General features: G+C 62.1%; 15 protein-coding genes and 2 pseudogenes. 10 read left to right on the top strand and 7 right to left on the bottom strand.

Translation table 11 applies throughout. From position 1 onward, the window contains the following. Positions 1–4 precede the first annotated feature (4 nt). Positions 5–841 carry a hypothetical protein gene (locus tag EJD88_RS01465; protein ID WP_158876356.1) on the bottom strand — a complete coding sequence of 279 codons (837 nt, stop codon included), beginning with the start codon at positions 839–841 and terminating at the stop codon, positions 5–7. Between the two features lie 257 nt (positions 842–1,098). On the opposite strand from EJD88_RS01465, the gene EJD88_RS01460 reads away from it, so the two are divergent. The 4 genes and pseudogenes from EJD88_RS01460 to EJD88_RS01450 all read left to right on the top strand — a co-directional run bounded on the left by EJD88_RS01460 (position 1,099) and on the right by EJD88_RS01450 (position 4,989). Further along, positions 1,099–1,989, top strand: coding sequence for a bestrophin family protein (locus EJD88_RS01460; protein ID WP_122308005.1), 891 nt, complete (start codon positions 1,099–1,101; stop codon positions 1,987–1,989). A 143-nt stretch (positions 1,990–2,132) separates the two neighbouring features. Beyond that, positions 2,133–3,212: pseudogene (locus EJD88_RS27440) on the top strand (cache domain-containing protein); the annotation flags it as partial. A 327-nt stretch (positions 3,213–3,539) separates the two neighbouring features. Continuing rightward, positions 3,540–4,076 (top strand): annotated as a pseudogene (locus tag EJD88_RS27435) (methyl-accepting chemotaxis protein); the annotation flags it as partial. Between the two features lie 91 nt (positions 4,077–4,167). Further along, the gene (locus EJD88_RS01450) at positions 4,168–4,989 is read left to right on the top strand and encodes a DeoR/GlpR family DNA-binding transcription regulator (RefSeq protein WP_158876354.1); all 822 of its coding nucleotides are present in this window, start codon (positions 4,168–4,170) and stop codon (positions 4,987–4,989) included. A 55-nt stretch (positions 4,990–5,044) separates the two neighbouring features. Here EJD88_RS01450 and otnI read toward each other — a convergent pair whose 3' ends face one another. The 5 genes from otnI to ltnD form a co-directional block, all read right to left on the bottom strand. Continuing rightward, positions 5,045–5,830, bottom strand: a complete 786-nt coding sequence (otnI, locus tag EJD88_RS01445) for a 2-oxo-tetronate isomerase (RefSeq protein ID WP_158876352.1) — start codon at positions 5,828–5,830, stop codon at positions 5,045–5,047. Positions 5,831–5,845: 15 nt separating this feature from the next. Then, complete coding sequence (locus tag EJD88_RS01440; protein ID WP_099584579.1) at positions 5,846–7,306, bottom strand: SLC13 family permease; 1,461 nt, start codon at positions 7,304–7,306, stop codon at positions 5,846–5,848. A gap of 97 nt (positions 7,307–7,403) precedes the next feature. Further along, positions 7,404–8,048, bottom strand: a complete 645-nt coding sequence (locus tag EJD88_RS01435) for an aldolase (RefSeq protein ID WP_099584578.1) — start codon at positions 8,046–8,048, stop codon at positions 7,404–7,406. Beyond that, positions 8,045–9,337 carry a 3-oxo-tetronate kinase gene (gene otnK, locus EJD88_RS01430; RefSeq protein WP_158876350.1) on the bottom strand — a complete coding sequence of 431 codons (1,293 nt, stop codon included), beginning with the start codon at positions 9,335–9,337 and terminating at the stop codon, positions 8,045–8,047. The genes EJD88_RS01435 and otnK overlap by 4 nt, the downstream gene beginning before the upstream one ends. A 10-nt stretch (positions 9,338–9,347) precedes the next feature. Beyond that, a complete protein-coding gene (gene ltnD, locus EJD88_RS01425; protein ID WP_158876348.1) occupies positions 9,348–10,358 on the bottom strand; it encodes an L-threonate dehydrogenase in 1,011 nt (336 codons plus the stop codon). 136 nt (positions 10,359–10,494) lie between these two features. Here ltnD and EJD88_RS01420 point away from each other — a divergent pair, with 136 nt between their 5' ends. The 6 genes from EJD88_RS01420 (at position 10,495) to EJD88_RS01395 (ending at position 15,388) form a co-directional block, all read left to right on the top strand. Next, complete coding sequence (locus tag EJD88_RS01420) at positions 10,495–11,085, top strand: amino acid synthesis family protein (protein ID WP_158876346.1); 591 nt, start codon at positions 10,495–10,497, stop codon at positions 11,083–11,085. A 42-nt stretch (positions 11,086–11,127) separates the two neighbouring features. Continuing rightward, positions 11,128–11,961: an alpha/beta fold hydrolase gene (locus EJD88_RS01415; protein ID WP_112194743.1), complete on the top strand. Its 834-nt coding sequence runs from the start codon at positions 11,128–11,130 to the stop codon at positions 11,959–11,961. Further along, positions 11,958–13,439 (top strand): aldehyde dehydrogenase, encoded by a 1,482-nt coding sequence (locus EJD88_RS01410; RefSeq protein WP_158876344.1) that lies wholly within the window; start codon positions 11,958–11,960, stop codon positions 13,437–13,439. The genes EJD88_RS01415 and EJD88_RS01410 overlap by 4 nt, the downstream gene beginning before the upstream one ends. Positions 13,440–13,451: 12 nt before the next feature. Then, positions 13,452–13,937: a flavin reductase family protein gene (locus tag EJD88_RS01405; RefSeq protein ID WP_099584572.1), complete on the top strand. Its 486-nt coding sequence runs from the start codon at positions 13,452–13,454 to the stop codon at positions 13,935–13,937. 132 nt (positions 13,938–14,069) lie between these two features. Next, positions 14,070–14,822, top strand: a complete 753-nt coding sequence (locus EJD88_RS01400) for a GntR family transcriptional regulator (protein ID WP_099584571.1) — start codon at positions 14,070–14,072, stop codon at positions 14,820–14,822. Positions 14,823–14,824: 2 nt separating this feature from the next. Continuing rightward, positions 14,825–15,388 (top strand): NUDIX hydrolase, encoded by a 564-nt coding sequence (locus EJD88_RS01395; RefSeq protein ID WP_099584570.1) that lies wholly within the window; start codon positions 14,825–14,827, stop codon positions 15,386–15,388. Positions 15,389–15,529: 141 nt separating this feature from the next. Here the strand turns inward: EJD88_RS01395 and EJD88_RS01390 are convergent, their stop codons facing one another. Continuing rightward, positions 15,530–15,823, bottom strand: coding sequence for a DUF1330 domain-containing protein (locus EJD88_RS01390; protein WP_158876342.1), 294 nt, complete (start codon positions 15,821–15,823; stop codon positions 15,530–15,532). Positions 15,824–15,879 lie beyond the last annotated feature (56 nt).

Below are 15,879 nucleotides of genomic sequence, written 5' to 3'. Positions count from 1 at the left end.
CAGCCTACTGACTGTCGGCCTGACTCGCTTGCAGACTCAACAAGCAAGTTGCAAACGAATACGCCATAAAGCGTCTTACCAGATAAATAAACGGTGGCAGTACCTCAAGCATGGTCTTGGAATGGATTTTGAAATACCCCCGGTCAGCACCTTCTTGAACCAGACGAATAACGTGGGTTTTAGACACCGACAACTGCTCGGCGATTGAAAGATAAGACGACGACCTGAAACTTGCGCCCTGGTTATCCAGCGAACACGCGTCGTTATAAATTGCGAGCATCAACATATGTCCTGCATCGCGGTTTACCAGCCAATAACAGTCAGGCAGTAACAGATCAATCGTCAAATTTTCATTGAGCAACGTCGAATAACCTTTGAAATAACGGGAGAGATACGCACGATCATCCAACGCGCTCAAGTTCCGCAAAACAGCTTCGTCGGCGCACATCATCTCCAACGGCTCCACCACGGACGCCAGCATCAACCGGATTTCCCCACACGCCTGGGAAGATGGCCTGAACACGCGCAAGCGGCTGTCATCCGGATGCCCGGCCACCTTCATGAACCCCAGCGCCCTGAACAGCAGGAATATGGATTCCAGGCTGTTTTTCGAACAGAACCTGCGCGCCACGCAGAATTCTTTTACTTCCGACAGTAATGGCACGGGTTTGGAGAAATAGGTGCTCAATAATGTGTAGGACACCATCAAACGGTTGAACTTAAGTGCTGTCTTGTAGAAAAACGCTCTTTTTGAATAGGGCTCCAGCAACATCTTGTAATGATTACGCACGCACGCTTCAAATTTCACATGACGCTCCAATGCTTGCGCCGTATGTTCCATCGCCAACTTCAACGAACTGCCACACATGAGAAAGAGCCCTGATCAAACAACTTGGATTATGATCTCAATGCAGTACCGGTAATGGCGTTTTGCCTTGAACGCAATCTATCGCGATTAAGTAAAAGGACATCGTCGCTACCAAAATTGTTCCAACATCCCGAAGTGGCTTAAGCGTTTCAGTTGCCCAGCGAACCTTCCCCCCAACCCGGCGTCCGAGCTAAGGCACTGTTGCTTACCGCTCACCGCGAGGTTGTCGTTTGAAAGCCGCCATCATCAAAAAGTACCGCCTGATCATCAAGACCATGGGCTACGTAGGCTGGTCGCTGTTCTGGCTGTTGCTGTGGGATATCGCCGTCACGGTGGATTTCATGCTGTTTCTCAATGCCAAGATCAACCTGCCGCTGATGCCCCTTACGCTGCTGGGTTCGGCGCTGATTGTGCTGATCAGCTTTCGCAACAGCAGCGCCTACAACCGCTGGTGGGAGGCCCGCACGCTGTGGGGCGCGATGGTCAATAACTCGCGCAGCTTTGCGCGCCAAGTGCTGACCCTGCTGGACGACCCCGGCAGCGACGTGAATCCGGTCAAATCCACCCTGCTGCGCCGCCATGTGGCCTACGTCAACTGCCTGGCCGCGCATCTCAAAGGCGAGCCGTGCCCGGATGAAGTCCGCGCGTTCATCCCCACCGAGGAATTTGCCCGCAACGGCGCCACCAATAACTTTGCCAACGATATCCTCACCGGCTCGGCGGCCATCCTGGCCCGGGAATACAAGGCCGGGCACCTGGACAGCATTCGCCTGGCCCGGCTGGAGTCAACCCTGGTAGACCTGTCCAACGCCCAGGGCGGCATGGAGCGTATCGCCAACACGCCACTGCCCTACCCTTACGTGTATTTTCCACGGCTGTTTATCTCGTTGTTCTGCCTGATCGTACCGGTGGGCCTGGTCGAATCCCTGGGCTGGTTCACCCCGCTGGCGTCCACGGTGGTGGGCTTTATGCTGCTGGCCATCGAACGCATCGGCACCGATTTGCAAAGCCCGTTCCGCTCCAGCGAACACCAGATCCAGATGGAAGCTATCTGCGAAACCATCGAAAAGAACCTGCAATCGATGCGACGCGACGCCCTGGCCGACGACCAAATCGGCTGATCACCACTGCGGCCCTAAAGTGCGTGACTTCGCGGTCGATAAACCGGAGGTACGCATGGGCCACACCCCCTCATAACAACACATGCGACGTTCAGCGCTACCCACTGCCTTGCCAAAACTATAAATACTCCGCAGGTGAAGTCATGAATATCAAGCAGAAGCTGACCTGGGCGTTCGCAGCTATCGCGTGCGTCCCCGTCATCCTGGTCGCCGTGTTGGTAGTGTTGAACCTGCGCGAGGGGGCCCAGGCCAATTTCCTCGACAGCAGCGGGCGCGAGATCCGCCAGATCGACAATGGCATGAAGCAGTTTTTCGACGGCATCAGCCAGAACGTCGACTTTGTGGCCAAGGACCCGCGTGTTATCGCGGCCAAGGACCTCAAGAGCTACGCCGGCGCCGACGCCGCGCAAATCCCCCTCACACCCACGAATAAAGCACTGCTGGATATCTTCGACCAGTTCGCCAAAAGCCATCCGAGCACCGCTTACCTGTCCCTGGGACTGAGCGACGGCGGCTACGCCAGTTGGCCGGACGACACCAAACTGAACAACTACGACCCCCGCGTGCGCCCTTGGTACAAAGCGGCCATCGCCGCGCCTGGCGCTACCGTGCGCACCGGCGCCTACTACTGGGCACCGGATGACGTAGTGCTGATCGGCACCGTGCACACCGTCGCTGACGCCACCGGCAATATCCTCGGTGTGGTCGGTCTGGACGTGTCGCTCAAGCAGCTCACCGAACTGGTGCGCAACATCAAGCTGGGCGACAGCGGCTACCTGATGCTGGTGGAAGCCAACGGCAACGTGCTGGTGGACCCCAGCGATGCCAAGCACAACTTCAAGCCCCTGGCGGACCTCGGCCCCAACTACGCGGAACTGTCCAAGCGCGGCGACGGCGTGACCCAGATCGACATCGACGGCGTGGCCTACATGGCCAACGTGGTCAGTTCCAAAGACCTGGGCTGGCGCTTTATCGGCCTGATCAAGCGCGACGAAGTGATGGCCGGCGCCACCAGCCTGACTTGGCTGATCGCCGCAATTGCCGCCGCGCTGGCGGTGGTCTTTGCGATTGTCGGCGCCAGTTTCGCCAGCGTCATCGTGCGTCCGATCCGTGGCGTGGCCGACGGCCTGCAAGAAATCGCTGAGGGGGAAGGCGACCTCACGCGCCAACTCAAAGTGCAGGGCAAGGACGAAACCGCCAGCCTGGCGGGCTGGTTCAACCAGTTCCTGAGCATGATTGCGCAACTGGTGCAGCGCATCGGTAACGCGTCATCCGACTTGCAAACCGCCGCCGCCGACACCAGTGAAGTGGCCAACAACATGAACCAGGCCGCCGGTCGCCAGCGTGAAGCCGTGGAACTGGTGAGCACTGCGTTCAACGAAATGGTCGCCACCGCCAACGAAGTTGCACGCTCTTGCAGCGCCGCAGCCACCAGTGCCGACGAAGGCTACCGCGATGTGCACACCGGCCAGCAACACATCGGCGAAGCCACCGGCAGCGTGCTCAAGCTCAGCGAAGACCTGCAGAAGTCGACCCAGACCATGCAGTTGCTGGAGCAGGACAGCCAGAACATCAACACCATCCTCGACACCATCCGTTCGATTGCCGAGCAGACCAACCTGCTGGCACTCAACGCCGCAATTGAAGCCGCACGTGCCGGTGACCAGGGCCGTGGCTTCGCCGTGGTTGCCGACGAAGTCCGCGCCCTGGCGCGTCGCACGGCTGACTCCACCGGCGAAATCGACAGCCTGCTGGGCAACCTCGCCCGCCGCACCCAGGAAGTCACGCAGCAGATGCAAGGCAGCCTGCTGGTGTCCCACACCAGCGTGGAACGCATCCAGCAAGCCCGCGACAGCTTCGACAAGATCCGTGGCTCGGTGGACTCGATCCGCGACCAGAACACCCAGATCGCCACGGCCGCCGAAGAACAGCACCAGGTGGCCGAAGAGATCAACCGACACATCGCGCAGATCCATGCCGATGCGCAGTTGGTTGAAGGCTTCGCCCATTCGGCGCAGACCGGGTCAGGTCGTTTGACGGATATTTCCGGTCAGCTCAAAGGCCTTGTGGGGCGCTTCAAGTTTTAAGCTTTCTCAGCCCGGGGTCGCTTGGGTGGGCGTGTATTGGCTACTATAGCCACGTATTACCCGCCCTTTGCCCAGCCACTCCGGAGCCTCAATGCCCACCCCCAAGGACACTGCCCCCGACAGCAGCCCACCGATGATTCCCGAGCAGCGCCGCGAGCAAATCCTGCGGCAATTGCGCAAGCATCAGGTCATGAGCGTGCACCAGTTGATGGAAATGTTCGACTGCTCGCACATGACCGTGCGCCGTGACATCGCGCTGTTGGAGCAGGAAGGTCGGGCGTATTCCGTTACCGGCGGGGTCAGGATCGCCAGCCAGTTGCACAGCGAACCAAGCCATCAATCCAAAGCCGTGGTGGAATTACCGCAAAAGCAGGCGATGGCAAGGTCGGCGGCGCGGTTGCTGCACGCGGACATGACCGTGTACCTGGACGCCGGCACCAGCACCCTGGAAATTGTGCCGTATATCAAGGCGCTGTCGGGCATGACGGTGGTGACCAACGACTTCGGAATCGTGCAGGCGCTGATGGATGCGACACAGGTGACCGTGATCCACACTGGCGGCCAACTGGACCACGATAACCACTCCTCCGTCGGTGGGCTGGCCGTGGCGACGTTGCGCCAGGTGGTGACGGATATCGCGTTTGTGTCCACCAGTTCGTGGGACCTGCACCGAGGCATCACCACCCCCTCGGCGCTGAAGGTCGAGGTCAAGCAAGTGGCAATGCAGTCAGCGGCTCAGGTGGTGCTGGTGGCGAGCAGTTCCAAGTACGGCACGTTCAGCATGTACCGCATCGCCGGGCTGGAACCGTTCGACGTAATCATCAGCGACGACGACCTGGCCCCGGCTGCGGCAGACGGCATCCGCAAGCGCGGGATTGAACTGATGCTGCCGGGTGATCCGTTGCCGGAGTGATGCCCTAGCCCCCTCCCACATTTGAGCGCTGTTGGCAGGCAGAAAGGCTCGTCGACTATTGAGCAGTTTTCCAGTCCCGCAACCATTGCAAGCCTGCCGAGGTGTCGCCCTTTGGCCGGTATTCGCAACCGACCCAGCCGTCGTAACCCAACTGGTCCATCAGGTCGAACAAGTACGGGTAGTTCAGCTCGCCCAGGTCCGGCTCGTGGCGGTACGGCACGCCGGCAATCTGGATATGGCCAATGCCGGCGAAGTCGCGGCGCAGTTTGGTGGCTATATCACCTTCGACGATCTGGCAGTGGTAGCAGTCGAACTGCACCTTGAGGTTGCTCGCACCGACTTCCCGGCAGATGGCGTGGGCCTGGTCCTGGCGGTTGAGGAAGAACCCCGGCATGTCGCGGGTGTTGATCGGCTCCAGCAATACCGTTACGCCAACCTGCGCCGCCGCGGCGCTGGCGTAGGCAAGGTTTTCCAGGTACACGGCGTGATGGCGCTGGCGCAGGTTTTCCGACGGCAGCAACCCCGCCATGACATGCACGCGGCTGTTACCGAGCACGTCGGCGTACGCCAGGGCGCGGTCGAAGCCGCTGCGAAACTCGGCTTCGCGCCCCGGCAGGCTGGCAATGCCCCGCTCCCCTGCGGCCCAGTCGCCCGGTGGCGCGTTGAACAAGGCCTGTTCCAGTCCGTTATCGCTCAGGCGCTGCCTGAGCACCTGCGCGTCGTAGTCGTAGGGGAACAGGTATTCCACCGCATCAAAACCATCGGCCTTGGCCGCGGCGAAGCGCTCAAGAAAGTCGTGTTGCGGATACAGCATGCTCAGGTTGGCGGCAAAACGAGGCATAAAAACTCCCAGGAGTCAGACAAAAGGCCAGATCAGCAGGGTAATCAGGAAACCCAAGGTGCCGAGCAACGTCGTGATCACCGTCCATGTGCGCAACCCGTCGGCCACATTAAGCCCGGCAAGCTTGGTGAAGATCCAGTAGCCGGCATCGTTGATATGGGACATGGCCAGCCCGCCACCACCCATCGCCAGGCACAGCAGCGCCAGGTGGTTGGGCGTGAGGTTGAGGGTGGCGATCAGCGGGCTGATGATACCGGCCGTGGTCACCAGGGCAACGGTGGTGGAACCTTGCACCGCCCGCAGCAGCATGGTCAGCAAAAAGCCCAGGGCCAGCACCGGCAGGCCGGTGGTGCGCAGCATGTCGGAGACCACGGCGCCGATCCCGGTGTCCACCAGCACTTTGCCGAACACCCCGCCGGCACCGGCGATCAGGATCACCATGGCCACGCCCGGCAGCGCCGAGCCGATCACGTCCGAGACCTGGGTGCGGCTCCAGCCCCGACGAGAGCCCAGCAGCCAGGCGCACAGCAAGGTATCAATCAACAGCGCCACCAACGGCGCACCAAGCACGGTCATCACCCCACGCAGCACCGATTCAACCGGCAGCAGCGAGGTGGCCAGGGTGCCCAACAGGATCAGGACGATCGGCAGCAGAATCAGGCTCACGATCAGGCCGAAACCCGGCGCCGGGGCCGCTGGCAACTTGGCGACGATGGCGCTGGTGGACTCTTCCAGGCCCATGTGGGACTCGGCAACGCCAGCCTGCTGCACCGCTTTGTCGTTGCCGTGGGTCCAGGCTTTCAAATCGTCATTGGTGACGTGGGGGCCATAGACTTCGGCACGAATGTCGTCGGTCATCGGGTAAAAGCGGCGGGTCATGCGCCCCGCCACGCGATAGCCGACGTAGCAGAGCAATGCAGTGATCGGCAGGCCGAACATCAGCACCCGACCCAAATCCGCCCCCAACTGACTGGCCGCCGCCACGGCGCCTGGATGGGGCGGCAGGAATGCATGCACCGTCAGCAGCGCCGCACACATCGGCAAGGCGAACATCAGCAGCGGTTTGCGCGCCCGGCGCGCCACGCCGTAGGCCAGCGGCATCAGGATAATCACCCCGACCTCAAAGAACACCGGCACGCCGATGATGAACCCGGCGATGGTCAACGCCAATGGCGTGCGGCTGTTGCCGAATCGCTCGATCAGCGACTTGGCCAGGGCCTCGGCGCCACCGGAAAGCTCGATGATCCGCCCGATCATCGCGCCCAGGGCGATGATGATCGCGATATGACCGAGGGTCTTGCCCATGCCGCCTTCGATGGTCGCCACCAGGTCGGCCGGTTTCACCCCGGCCACCAGCGCCACCACGATACTCACCAGCATCAGCGCGACAAACGGCTGGAATTTGTACTTGAGGACCAGGAATAGCAGCAGCGCAATACCCGCGCCGGCAGTCAACATCAAAATCAGTGGGCTCATTCGAAAATGTCCTGTTGTTATTGTTTTTTGGCGCAAGCCGGCCCCGTCGAAATCCGCAGGCGGGTCTCGCTGGAGGCTTGCAGTGTCGGTCTACGGGTTACCAGTGCGCGCCGAACGTCTCGCGCAGTTCATCCAATGCCGCTTGATCCATCGGCGCGGGCCGAGGGTTGCTCATCAACCAGAGCCTGGCGGTTTCTTCCAACTCTTCCAGGGCATAGCTGGCCCTGGCCACTGAGCTTTCCCAGACCACCGGTCCGAGGCGTTCGAGCATCACTCCGCGCACACTGTTGGCCAGTTGCGCCACTTGCTCGGCGACCTTGGGCGAGCCAGGGCGTTGATAGCCGATCAATGGAATGTGCCCGACCTTCATCACTTGGTAGGGCGTGAGCGGTGGCAGGATATCGTCGTCGCGCCAGACACCGGCGAGGGTCAGCGCCACCAGATGGGTGGAATGGGTATGCACCACGCCGCCCACCGAAGGATTGCGGTCATACACCTGCCGATGCAGGGCCAGGGTCTTCGAAGGTTTATCCCCGGACACCCACTCGCCTTGCAGGTTGACCTTGGCAATCGCCGCCGGCTCAAGACGGCCGAGGCAGACGTCGGTAGGGGTAATCAGCCAACCATCGTCGAGGCGCGCGCTGATATTGCCGGCGCTGCCGACGGTGTAGCCGCGCTGATAAAGGCTGCGGCCGACGTCGCAGATTTCTTCGCGCTGGGCCTGCTCGTCGATGCCGCTCATTGGGCATCTCCGGCCAGGTGCGCGAGGGCTTTGGCAAAGAAGTCGCGGCCACCGAAGTTGCCCGACTTCAGCGCCAGCGCCAGCGGTTCGGCGGAGCTGCTGAGCGTGGCCGGCACGCCGGGGTCGATCTGCGCACCGATCTGCAACAGGTTGACGCCAAGCGCCTTGACCACGGCGCCGGAGGTCTCGCCGCCCGCCACCACGAAGCGCCGCACACCTTGCTCGCGCAGGCCGGCAGCAATCTTGCCCAACGCCTCCTCCACCAGCGCCCCGGCGCGTTCGACGCCGAGTTGTTGCTGCACCGCCTTAACCTCGGCCGGGGTGCTGGTGGCGTAAATCAACACGGTTTGTGAACTGTCACGGGCAAAGGCCAGCGCCTGTGCGACCACAGGCTCACCCGCGGCCAGGGCGACGGGGTCAATGCGCAACGCCGGGCGACCGGCTTCGCACCACGCGGCCACCTGGCCGAGGGTCGCTACCGACGCACTGCCTGCCAGCACCACTTCGCCGCCGCCGACCGTGGGCAATGCGCTGACATCCAAATCACGCAGTTTACCGGCGCGTCGAAAATTGCCCGGCAGGCCCAACGCCAGGCCCGAGCCGCCCGTCAGCAACGGCAAGTCGGCGCAGGCACTGCCCAATGTGTAGAGATCCTGGTCCGACAGCGCGTCAGCGATGGCGATGCCCACCCCTTGCTCGCGCAGCTCGGCAATCTTCTGGCGTGTAGCCTCGACACCCGCAGCGACCGCGTCGTAGCGCAGCAACCCCACCGGTAATTGCGTCTGCTGTTGCAGCACCCGCACCAGGTTCGCGTCGCCCATGGGGGTCAACGGGTGGTGCTGCATGCCCGATTCGCTGAGCAACTGGTCCTGCACAAACAAGTGGCCACGGAAAATCGTCCGGCCGTTTTCCGGGAAGGCCGGGCAGGCCAGCGTGAAGTCACTGCCCAGCGCCTTGAGCAACGCCTCGCTGACCTGGCCGATATTGCCGGCGGCGGTGGAATCGAAGGTGGAGCAGTACTTGAAGAAAATCTGCTCACAGCCCTGCTCGCGCAGCCACTCCAACGCGGCCAGTGATTCTTCGACGGCCTCGACAGCAGGCGTGGTGCGCGACTTGAGCGCGATGACGATGGCATCGGCATCCAGCCCATCGGCGACTTCGCGGCTGGGAATGCCAATGCTCTGCACCGTACGCATACCGCCGCGCACCAGCATGTTGGCAAGGTCGGTGGCGCCGGTGAAACCGTCGGCAATGCAGCCCAGCAACGGGCGTGCGGTGGGGTTAGTCATGGAGCGGTCCTCACACAGATTCGGGCTTGGCGGTCGGCAGATCGATGCCAGGGAAAATCTTGATCACCGCCGAATCGTCCTCGCGGCCGAAACCGGCGCTGGAGGCCTGCATGAACATCTGGTGCGCCGTGGCCGACAGCGGCAGTGGAAACTTGCTCGCACGGGCGGTATCCAGCACCAGGCCCAGGTCCTTGACGAAAATGTCCACGGCCGACAGCGGCGTGTAGTCGGCCTTGAGAATGTGCGGCACGCGGTTCTCGAACATCCACGAATTGCCGGCGCTGTGGGTGATCACCTCATACAAGGCATCGGCGTCGACCCCTTCGCGCAGGCCCAGGGCCATGGCTTCGGCGGATGCGGCGATGTGCACCCCGGCGAGCAATTGGTTGATGATCTTGACCTTGGAGCCCAGCCCGTGGACATCGCCCAGGCGATAGACCTTGCCGGCCATGCCCGCGAGTACCGCTTCGGCCTTGGCATAGGCGGCCTGCGGGCCGGACGTCATCATGGTCATTTCGCCGGCGGCGGCTTTGGCCGCACCGCCGGAAATCGGCGCATCCAGGTACAGCAGGCCGTGTTCGCCCAGGCGCTGGCCCAGTTCTACGGCGTAGGTCGGCGCCACGGTGGCACAGCCGATCAACAGGCTGTCTGGCCGCAACGCCGCCACGGCACCGCCTTCACCAAACAACACGGTCTCGGACTGTTCGGCGTTGACCACCACCGTGATGATCACATCGCACGTGTCCGCCATGTGTGCGGGCGATGTGCACGCCACTCCGCCTTCGCCGGCGAACTGTTGGGTGACTGCCTCACGCACATCACACGCATGCACATTGAACCCGGCGCGCAGCAGCGAGCGGGCAATGCCCAGCCCCATCGCGCCCAAACCGATCACACCGACATTCTTATTATTCATGGGTACTCCAGGGGAAAACGGCGGCTGACACCACACCGGCGAGCCGCGTTGGAATTGAGATCGATCATCCACCAATGAACGGATTATGTGAAGTATTTTTTCCATCTAACATTTTTTAACATCGACTCGATTAAATCTCACACCCGCCCTTTATCGCCTCACCTCATTTTCGCCACTTGTGCTTTGCGTATTATGGTATACCATCATACGAAATCCTCCCCCACACCTGATGGAGCCGCTCATGAGTTTCGAAATCCGCAAGATCGTCAGCTATGTAGAAGAGACCTTTATCGAGGGCGGCAAAGCCTCCGACACTCCGGTAAAAATGGTCGGCCTTGCCGTCGTACTGAAAAACCCCTGGCTCGGTCGCGGTTTCGTGGAAGACCTCAAGCCTGAGATCCGCGCCAACTGCTCCGACCTCGGTGCCCAGATGGTCGAGCGCCTGGTGAGCATCATCGGCGGCGCTGAAAAGATCGAAGCCTATGGCAAGGCCGCCGTGGTCGGTGCCGACGGCGAGATCGAACACGCCAGCGCGATCATCCACACCCTGCGCTTTGGCAACCACTACCGTGAAGCGGTCAAGGCCAAGAGCTACCTGAGCTTCACCAACAAGCGCGGCGGCCCAGGCACCTCGATCCAGGTGCCAATGATGCACAAGGACGACGAAGGCCTGCGTTCGCACTACATCACCCTGGAAATGCAGATCGAAGACTCACCGCGTGCTGACGAAATCGTCGTGGTACTGGGTTGCGCCGACGGCGGCCGTCTGCACCCGCGCATCGGCAATCGCTACATCGACCTGGAAGAACTGGCGGCGGAAAACGCCCAGTAAGCACGGCCGGCCACCACAACAAAAAGCATGCAGGAGCGCTCCATGATTCGGCTCACCGCTGAACACACACCGGCTGGCACCAGTTACCTGGCGACCGGCCAAGGCCAGCCTGTGGTTTTGATCCACGGCGTGGGCCTGAATAAAGAAATGTGGGGCGGCCAGGTGGTTGGCCTGGCCACGAATTACCGCGTGATCAGCTACGACATGCTCGGCCACGGCGCCAGCCCCCGCCCGGCCGCCGGCACGCCGCTGCTCGGTTATGCCGACCAGTTGCTGGAACTGCTCGACCACCTGCAACTGCCCAAGGCAACGGTGATCGGCTTTTCCATGGGCGGCCTGGTAGCGCGTGCCTTTGCGCTGCATTACCCGCAACGCCTGCAAGGCCTGGTGGTGCTCAACAGTGTGTTCAACCGCAGCCCCGAACAGCGCGAAGGCGTGATCGCCCGCACCGCCCAGGCCGCCGAACATGGCCCGGATGCGAATGCCGAAGCGGCGCTGTCGCGCTGGTTCAGCCGCGAATACCAGGCGGCCAACCCGGCGCAGATTGCTGCGCTGCGCGAAACCCTGGCGGGCAACGATCCCCAGGGCTACCTCACCACCTATGAACTGTTTGCGACCCAGGACATGTACCGCGCCGACGACCTGGGCAGCATCCAGGCGCCGACCCTGGTCGCCACCGGTGAGCTGGACCCCGGCTCCACGCCGCAGATGGCCCGGCAACTGGCCGAGCGCATTCCCGGCGCGACCGTTGCGGTACTGCCCGAGCAACGGCATATGATGCCGGTAGAATCGCCGCGCCTGGTCAACCAGCTGCTGCTGGGGTTTCTTGAAACGGCACACTCCCAACAACACCCGATAAAGGGGATCGTGGCATGACGCTTGAACGCTTCCAGATGTGCATCGGCGGTGAATGGGTCGATGCCCTGTCCGGCAAGACCTTTGACAGCCTCAATCCGGCGCTGGCCGAGCCTTGGGCGCAATTGCCCGACGCCGACGAAGCGGATGTGGAGCGCGCCGTACAGGCCGCCCAAACCGCTTTCGACAGCCCGGCCTGGCGCGGCCTCACCGCCACCGCACGGGGCAAACTGCTGCGTCGCCTGGGTGACCTGATCGCCGCAAACACAGAGCGACTGGCCCAGCTGGAAAGCCGCGACAACGGCAAGCTGATCCGCGAGACCCGTGGCCAGGTCAGCTACCTGCCAGAGTTTTTCCACTACACCGCAGGCCTGGCCGACAAGCTTGAAGGCGGCACCCTGCCGCTGGATAAACCCGACCTGTTCGCCTACACCGTGCACGAAGCCATGGGCGTGGTTGCCGCGATCATTCCGTGGAACAGCCCGCTGTACCTCACCGCGATCAAGCTCGCACCGGCCCTGGCGGCGGGCAACACCATTGTGATCAAACCGTCGGAACATGCCTCGGCGACCATTCTCGAACTGGCACGCCTGGCGCTGGAAGCCGGGATCCCACCGGGTGTGGTCAACGTGGTCACCGGTTACGGCCCGAGCACCGGCGCCGCCCTCACCCGCCATCCGCTGGTGCGCAAGATCGCCTTTACCGGCGGCGCTGCCACGGCGCGGCATGTGGTGCGCAGCAGCGCCGAGAACTTCGCCAAGCTGTCCCTGGAATTGGGCGGCAAGTCACCGAACATCATCTTTGCCGATGCTGATCTGGACAGCGCCATCAATGGCGCGATTGCTGGCATCTACGCGGCGTCCGGGCAAAGCTGCGTGTCCGGCTCGCGCCTGCTGGTGCAGGCTGAAATCTACGACGAATTCGTCGACCGCCTGGTGGAACGCGCCCAGCGCATCCGCATCGGCAACCCCCAGGACGACGCCAGCGAAATGGGCCCCATGGCCACCGCGCAGCAACTGGCCGTGGTCGAAGGCCTCGTCGCCGATGCCATCGCCGAAGGCGCGCGCCTGCGTACCGGCGGCAAGCGCCCACAGAACCTCGGCGAGGGTTGGTTCTACGAGCCGACGCTGTTCGAGTGCGACCGCAATTCGATGAAAATCATGCAGGAAGAAGTGTTCGGCCCGGTGGCCTCAGTCATCCGTTTCAAGGATGAAGCCGAAGCTCTGGCCATCGCCAACGACTCGCAGTTCGGCCTCGCCGCCGGTATCTGGACCCGTGACCTGGGCCGCGCCCATCGCCTGGCGCGGGACGTGCGTTCGGGGATCATCTGGGTCAACACCTACCGTGCGGTGTCGGCGATGGCGCCCATCGGCGGTTTCAAGAACAGCGGCTACGGGCGCGAAAGCGGCATTGATTCGGTACTGGCCTACACCGAGCTGAAGACGGTGTGGATCAACCTCTCCCAGGCGCCCATGCCTGATCCTTTTGTGATGCGTTAAGAGTCCACGACCATGATCGAACCCGGCATTTATAAAGACGTGATGAGTTCCTTCCCCTCCGGCGTCACGGTGGTCACCACCCTCGACCCGGACGGCGGTATCGTCGGCATTACCGCCAGCGCGTTCAGCGCGCTGTCGATTGACCCGGCGCTGGTGCTGTTCTGCCCCAACTATGCGTCGGACACCTACCCGATCCTGCGCGACAGCAAGCGGTTTGCGATCCACCTTTTGTCTGCCGACCAGACCGCCGAAGCCTACGCCTTTGCCAGCAAGGGCAAGGAAAAAGCCAAGGGCATCGAGTGGCACCTGAGCGAACTGGGCAACCCGCTGCTGGCCAAGGCCACGGCGATCATCGAGTGCGAGTTGTGGCGCGAATACGATGGCGGTGACCACGCGATCATCGTCGGCGCGGTGAAGAACCTGATCCTGCCCGCCGAACCGGTCACGCCGATGATCTACCACAAGGGCAAGCTGGGCCCATTGCCGACGCTGGCGTGAGGCGCCCAGGGGGCCGTGAGGGTTTGTCGCTTAAAGAACGCAGCATGATAAACTTGGGCACGATTTTCGGCCCTCAATCGGCCCCCGGCCGGCCGAGGCCTCCAGTCAACCGCCACATTCAGAGCTAACCCCATGAAACGCGCGCCCCTCGACGACAGCTTCAAGGTCAATCACAACCCGGTCACCCTGCGCGAAATCGTGTTGGAAAAACTGCGCAGCGCCATCATGAACTTCCAGTTGCTGCCCGGTGACCGCCTGGTGGAGCGCGACCTGTGCGACCGCCTCGGCGTCAGCCGTACCTCGGTACGCGAAGCCTTGCGTCACCTGGAGTCCGAAGGCCTGGTGGAGTTCGCCGATGCCAAGGGCCCGCAAGTGGCAATCATCACCCTGGCCGACGCCGTCGACATCTATGAACTGCGTTGCGTGCTCGAAGGCTTGATCGTGCAGCTGTTCACCCTGCGCGCCAAGGCCAAGGACATCAAGGCCCTGGAAAAAGCCCTGGAAGAAAACCGCAAGGCCCTCAAGGACGGTGAACTGCAACAGGTCATCGACTCGGTCCAGGGCTTCTATGACGTGCTGCTCGAAGGCTCCGGCAACCACGTGGCCGCTACCCAATTGCGCCAGTTGCAGGCCCGCATCAGCTACCTGCGTGCCACCTCCGTGTCCCAGGAAAACCGTCGCGGCACCAGCAACCAGGAAATGGAACGCATGGTTCAGGCGATCAAGAGCGGCGACCCGCTCGCGGCCCACCAAGCGTGTGTCGATCACGTGCGCGCCGCCGCCGCCGTGGCTCTGGATTACCTCAAGCGCAAACAGGAAGAGACCGGCAAGACGCCGGAAATCACCCTGCCGATCGCGCTCAAAGAACCGCGCATAGGCCGCTGACCGTGCCCAGCCCGCGCTTTTGCCCGACCTGCGGCGGCAGTGACCTCGGTCACCAACTGCCACCGGGCGATACCCATGAGCGCCTGATGTGCCGGGGCTGCGGCTATATCCATTACATCAATCCCAAGATCATCGCCGGCTGCATCATCGAGCAGGACGGCAAGTACCTGCTGTGCCAACGGGCTATTCCCCCGCGCCCCGGCACCTGGACCTTGCCCGCAGGCTTCATGGAAGGTGGCGAAACCACCGAGCAGGCGGCATTGCGCGAGGTGTGGGAAGAAAGCGGCGTACGCGCCGAGATCGTCTCGCCCTACTCCATCTTCAGCGTGCCGAAGATCAGCGAGGTGTACATCATCTTCCGTGCGATTGCGCTGGAGATCACCGGGCAGTTCGGGCCAGAGACGCTGGATTACAAATTCTTCGCACCCGAGGACATTCCCTGGGACAGCATCTACTACCCGGCGATCCGGCAGATCCTCGAGCGTTATATCGAGGAAAGGCAGGCTGGGGTGTATGGCATTTATATCGGCAACGACGACAGCGGCAAGATTCACTTCATTCGCTGACCTCAAGGCCAAACACGAATCAAAATGTGGGAGGGGGCTTGCCCCCCGATGGCGGTGGTTCAGCTACCTTATTCAGTGGCTGACACACTGCTATCGGGGGCAAGCCCCCTCCCACATTTGGACCACTATTTGGCTTGATAACTAGGGTGCCAAGCCTTCCACAATAATGATCTGCGCCACCCCCGCCCCCTCACGGTGCGCCTTGGCTTGCTGATACTCGGCAGACTCATAACACGCCACCGCCTGCTCGTAGCTATCAAACTCGATCACCACATTACGCTGCCGTGCCGGCGCGCCTTCCAGCGCCTCACTGCGCCCGCCCCTGGCCAGAAACCGCCCGCCGAACTTCGCAAACGCCGCCGGCGCGCGCTGGGTGTATTGCGTGTACTGCTCTGCATCAGACACATCCACATGGGCAATCCAATAGGCCTTCATCGTGACATCCTCTTGTTTAGAATTTGTGGTATACCATAATACATACAACCAACAAG

The organism is Pseudomonas sp. PB105 (assembly GCF_009764655.1).
Classification (GTDB): domain Bacteria; phylum Pseudomonadota; class Gammaproteobacteria; order Pseudomonadales; family Pseudomonadaceae; genus Aquipseudomonas; species Aquipseudomonas cyclaminis.
This window is presented reverse-complemented; position numbering and strand designations above follow the sequence as displayed.

What these genes read in the sequence shown, in the direction of transcription:
- otnK (WP_158876350.1), bottom strand. Translation starts at nt 9,337, where the DNA reads ATGACTAACCCCACCGCACGCCCGTTGCTGGGCTGCATTGCCGACGGT.
- EJD88_RS01410 (WP_158876344.1), top strand. Translation starts at nt 11,958, where the DNA reads ATGACGCTTGAACGCTTCCAGATGTGCATCGGCGGTGAATGGGTCGAT.
- EJD88_RS01435 (WP_099584578.1), bottom strand. Translation starts at nt 8,048, where the DNA reads ATGAGCGGCATCGACGAGCAGGCCCAGCGCGAAGAAATCTGCGACGTC.
- EJD88_RS01390 (WP_158876342.1), bottom strand. Translation starts at nt 15,823, where the DNA reads ATGAAGGCCTATTGGATTGCCCATGTGGATGTGTCTGATGCAGAGCAG.
- EJD88_RS01440 (WP_099584579.1), bottom strand. Translation starts at nt 7,306, where the DNA reads ATGAGCCCACTGATTTTGATGTTGACTGCCGGCGCGGGTATTGCGCTG.
- EJD88_RS01450 (WP_158876354.1), top strand. Translation starts at nt 4,168, where the DNA reads ATGCCCACCCCCAAGGACACTGCCCCCGACAGCAGCCCACCGATGATT.
- EJD88_RS01400 (WP_099584571.1), top strand. Translation starts at nt 14,070, where the DNA reads ATGAAACGCGCGCCCCTCGACGACAGCTTCAAGGTCAATCACAACCCG.
- ltnD (WP_158876348.1), bottom strand. Translation starts at nt 10,358, where the DNA reads ATGGAAAAAATACTTCACATAATCCGTTCATTGGTGGATGATCGATCT.
- EJD88_RS01415 (WP_112194743.1), top strand. Translation starts at nt 11,128, where the DNA reads ATGATTCGGCTCACCGCTGAACACACACCGGCTGGCACCAGTTACCTG.
- otnI (WP_158876352.1), bottom strand. Translation starts at nt 5,830, where the DNA reads ATGCCTCGTTTTGCCGCCAACCTGAGCATGCTGTATCCGCAACACGAC.
- EJD88_RS01465 (WP_158876356.1), bottom strand. Translation starts at nt 841, where the DNA reads ATGGAACATACGGCGCAAGCATTGGAGCGTCATGTGAAATTTGAAGCG.
- EJD88_RS01420 (WP_158876346.1), top strand. Translation starts at nt 10,495, where the DNA reads ATGAGTTTCGAAATCCGCAAGATCGTCAGCTATGTAGAAGAGACCTTT.
- EJD88_RS01405 (WP_099584572.1), top strand. Translation starts at nt 13,452, where the DNA reads ATGATCGAACCCGGCATTTATAAAGACGTGATGAGTTCCTTCCCCTCC.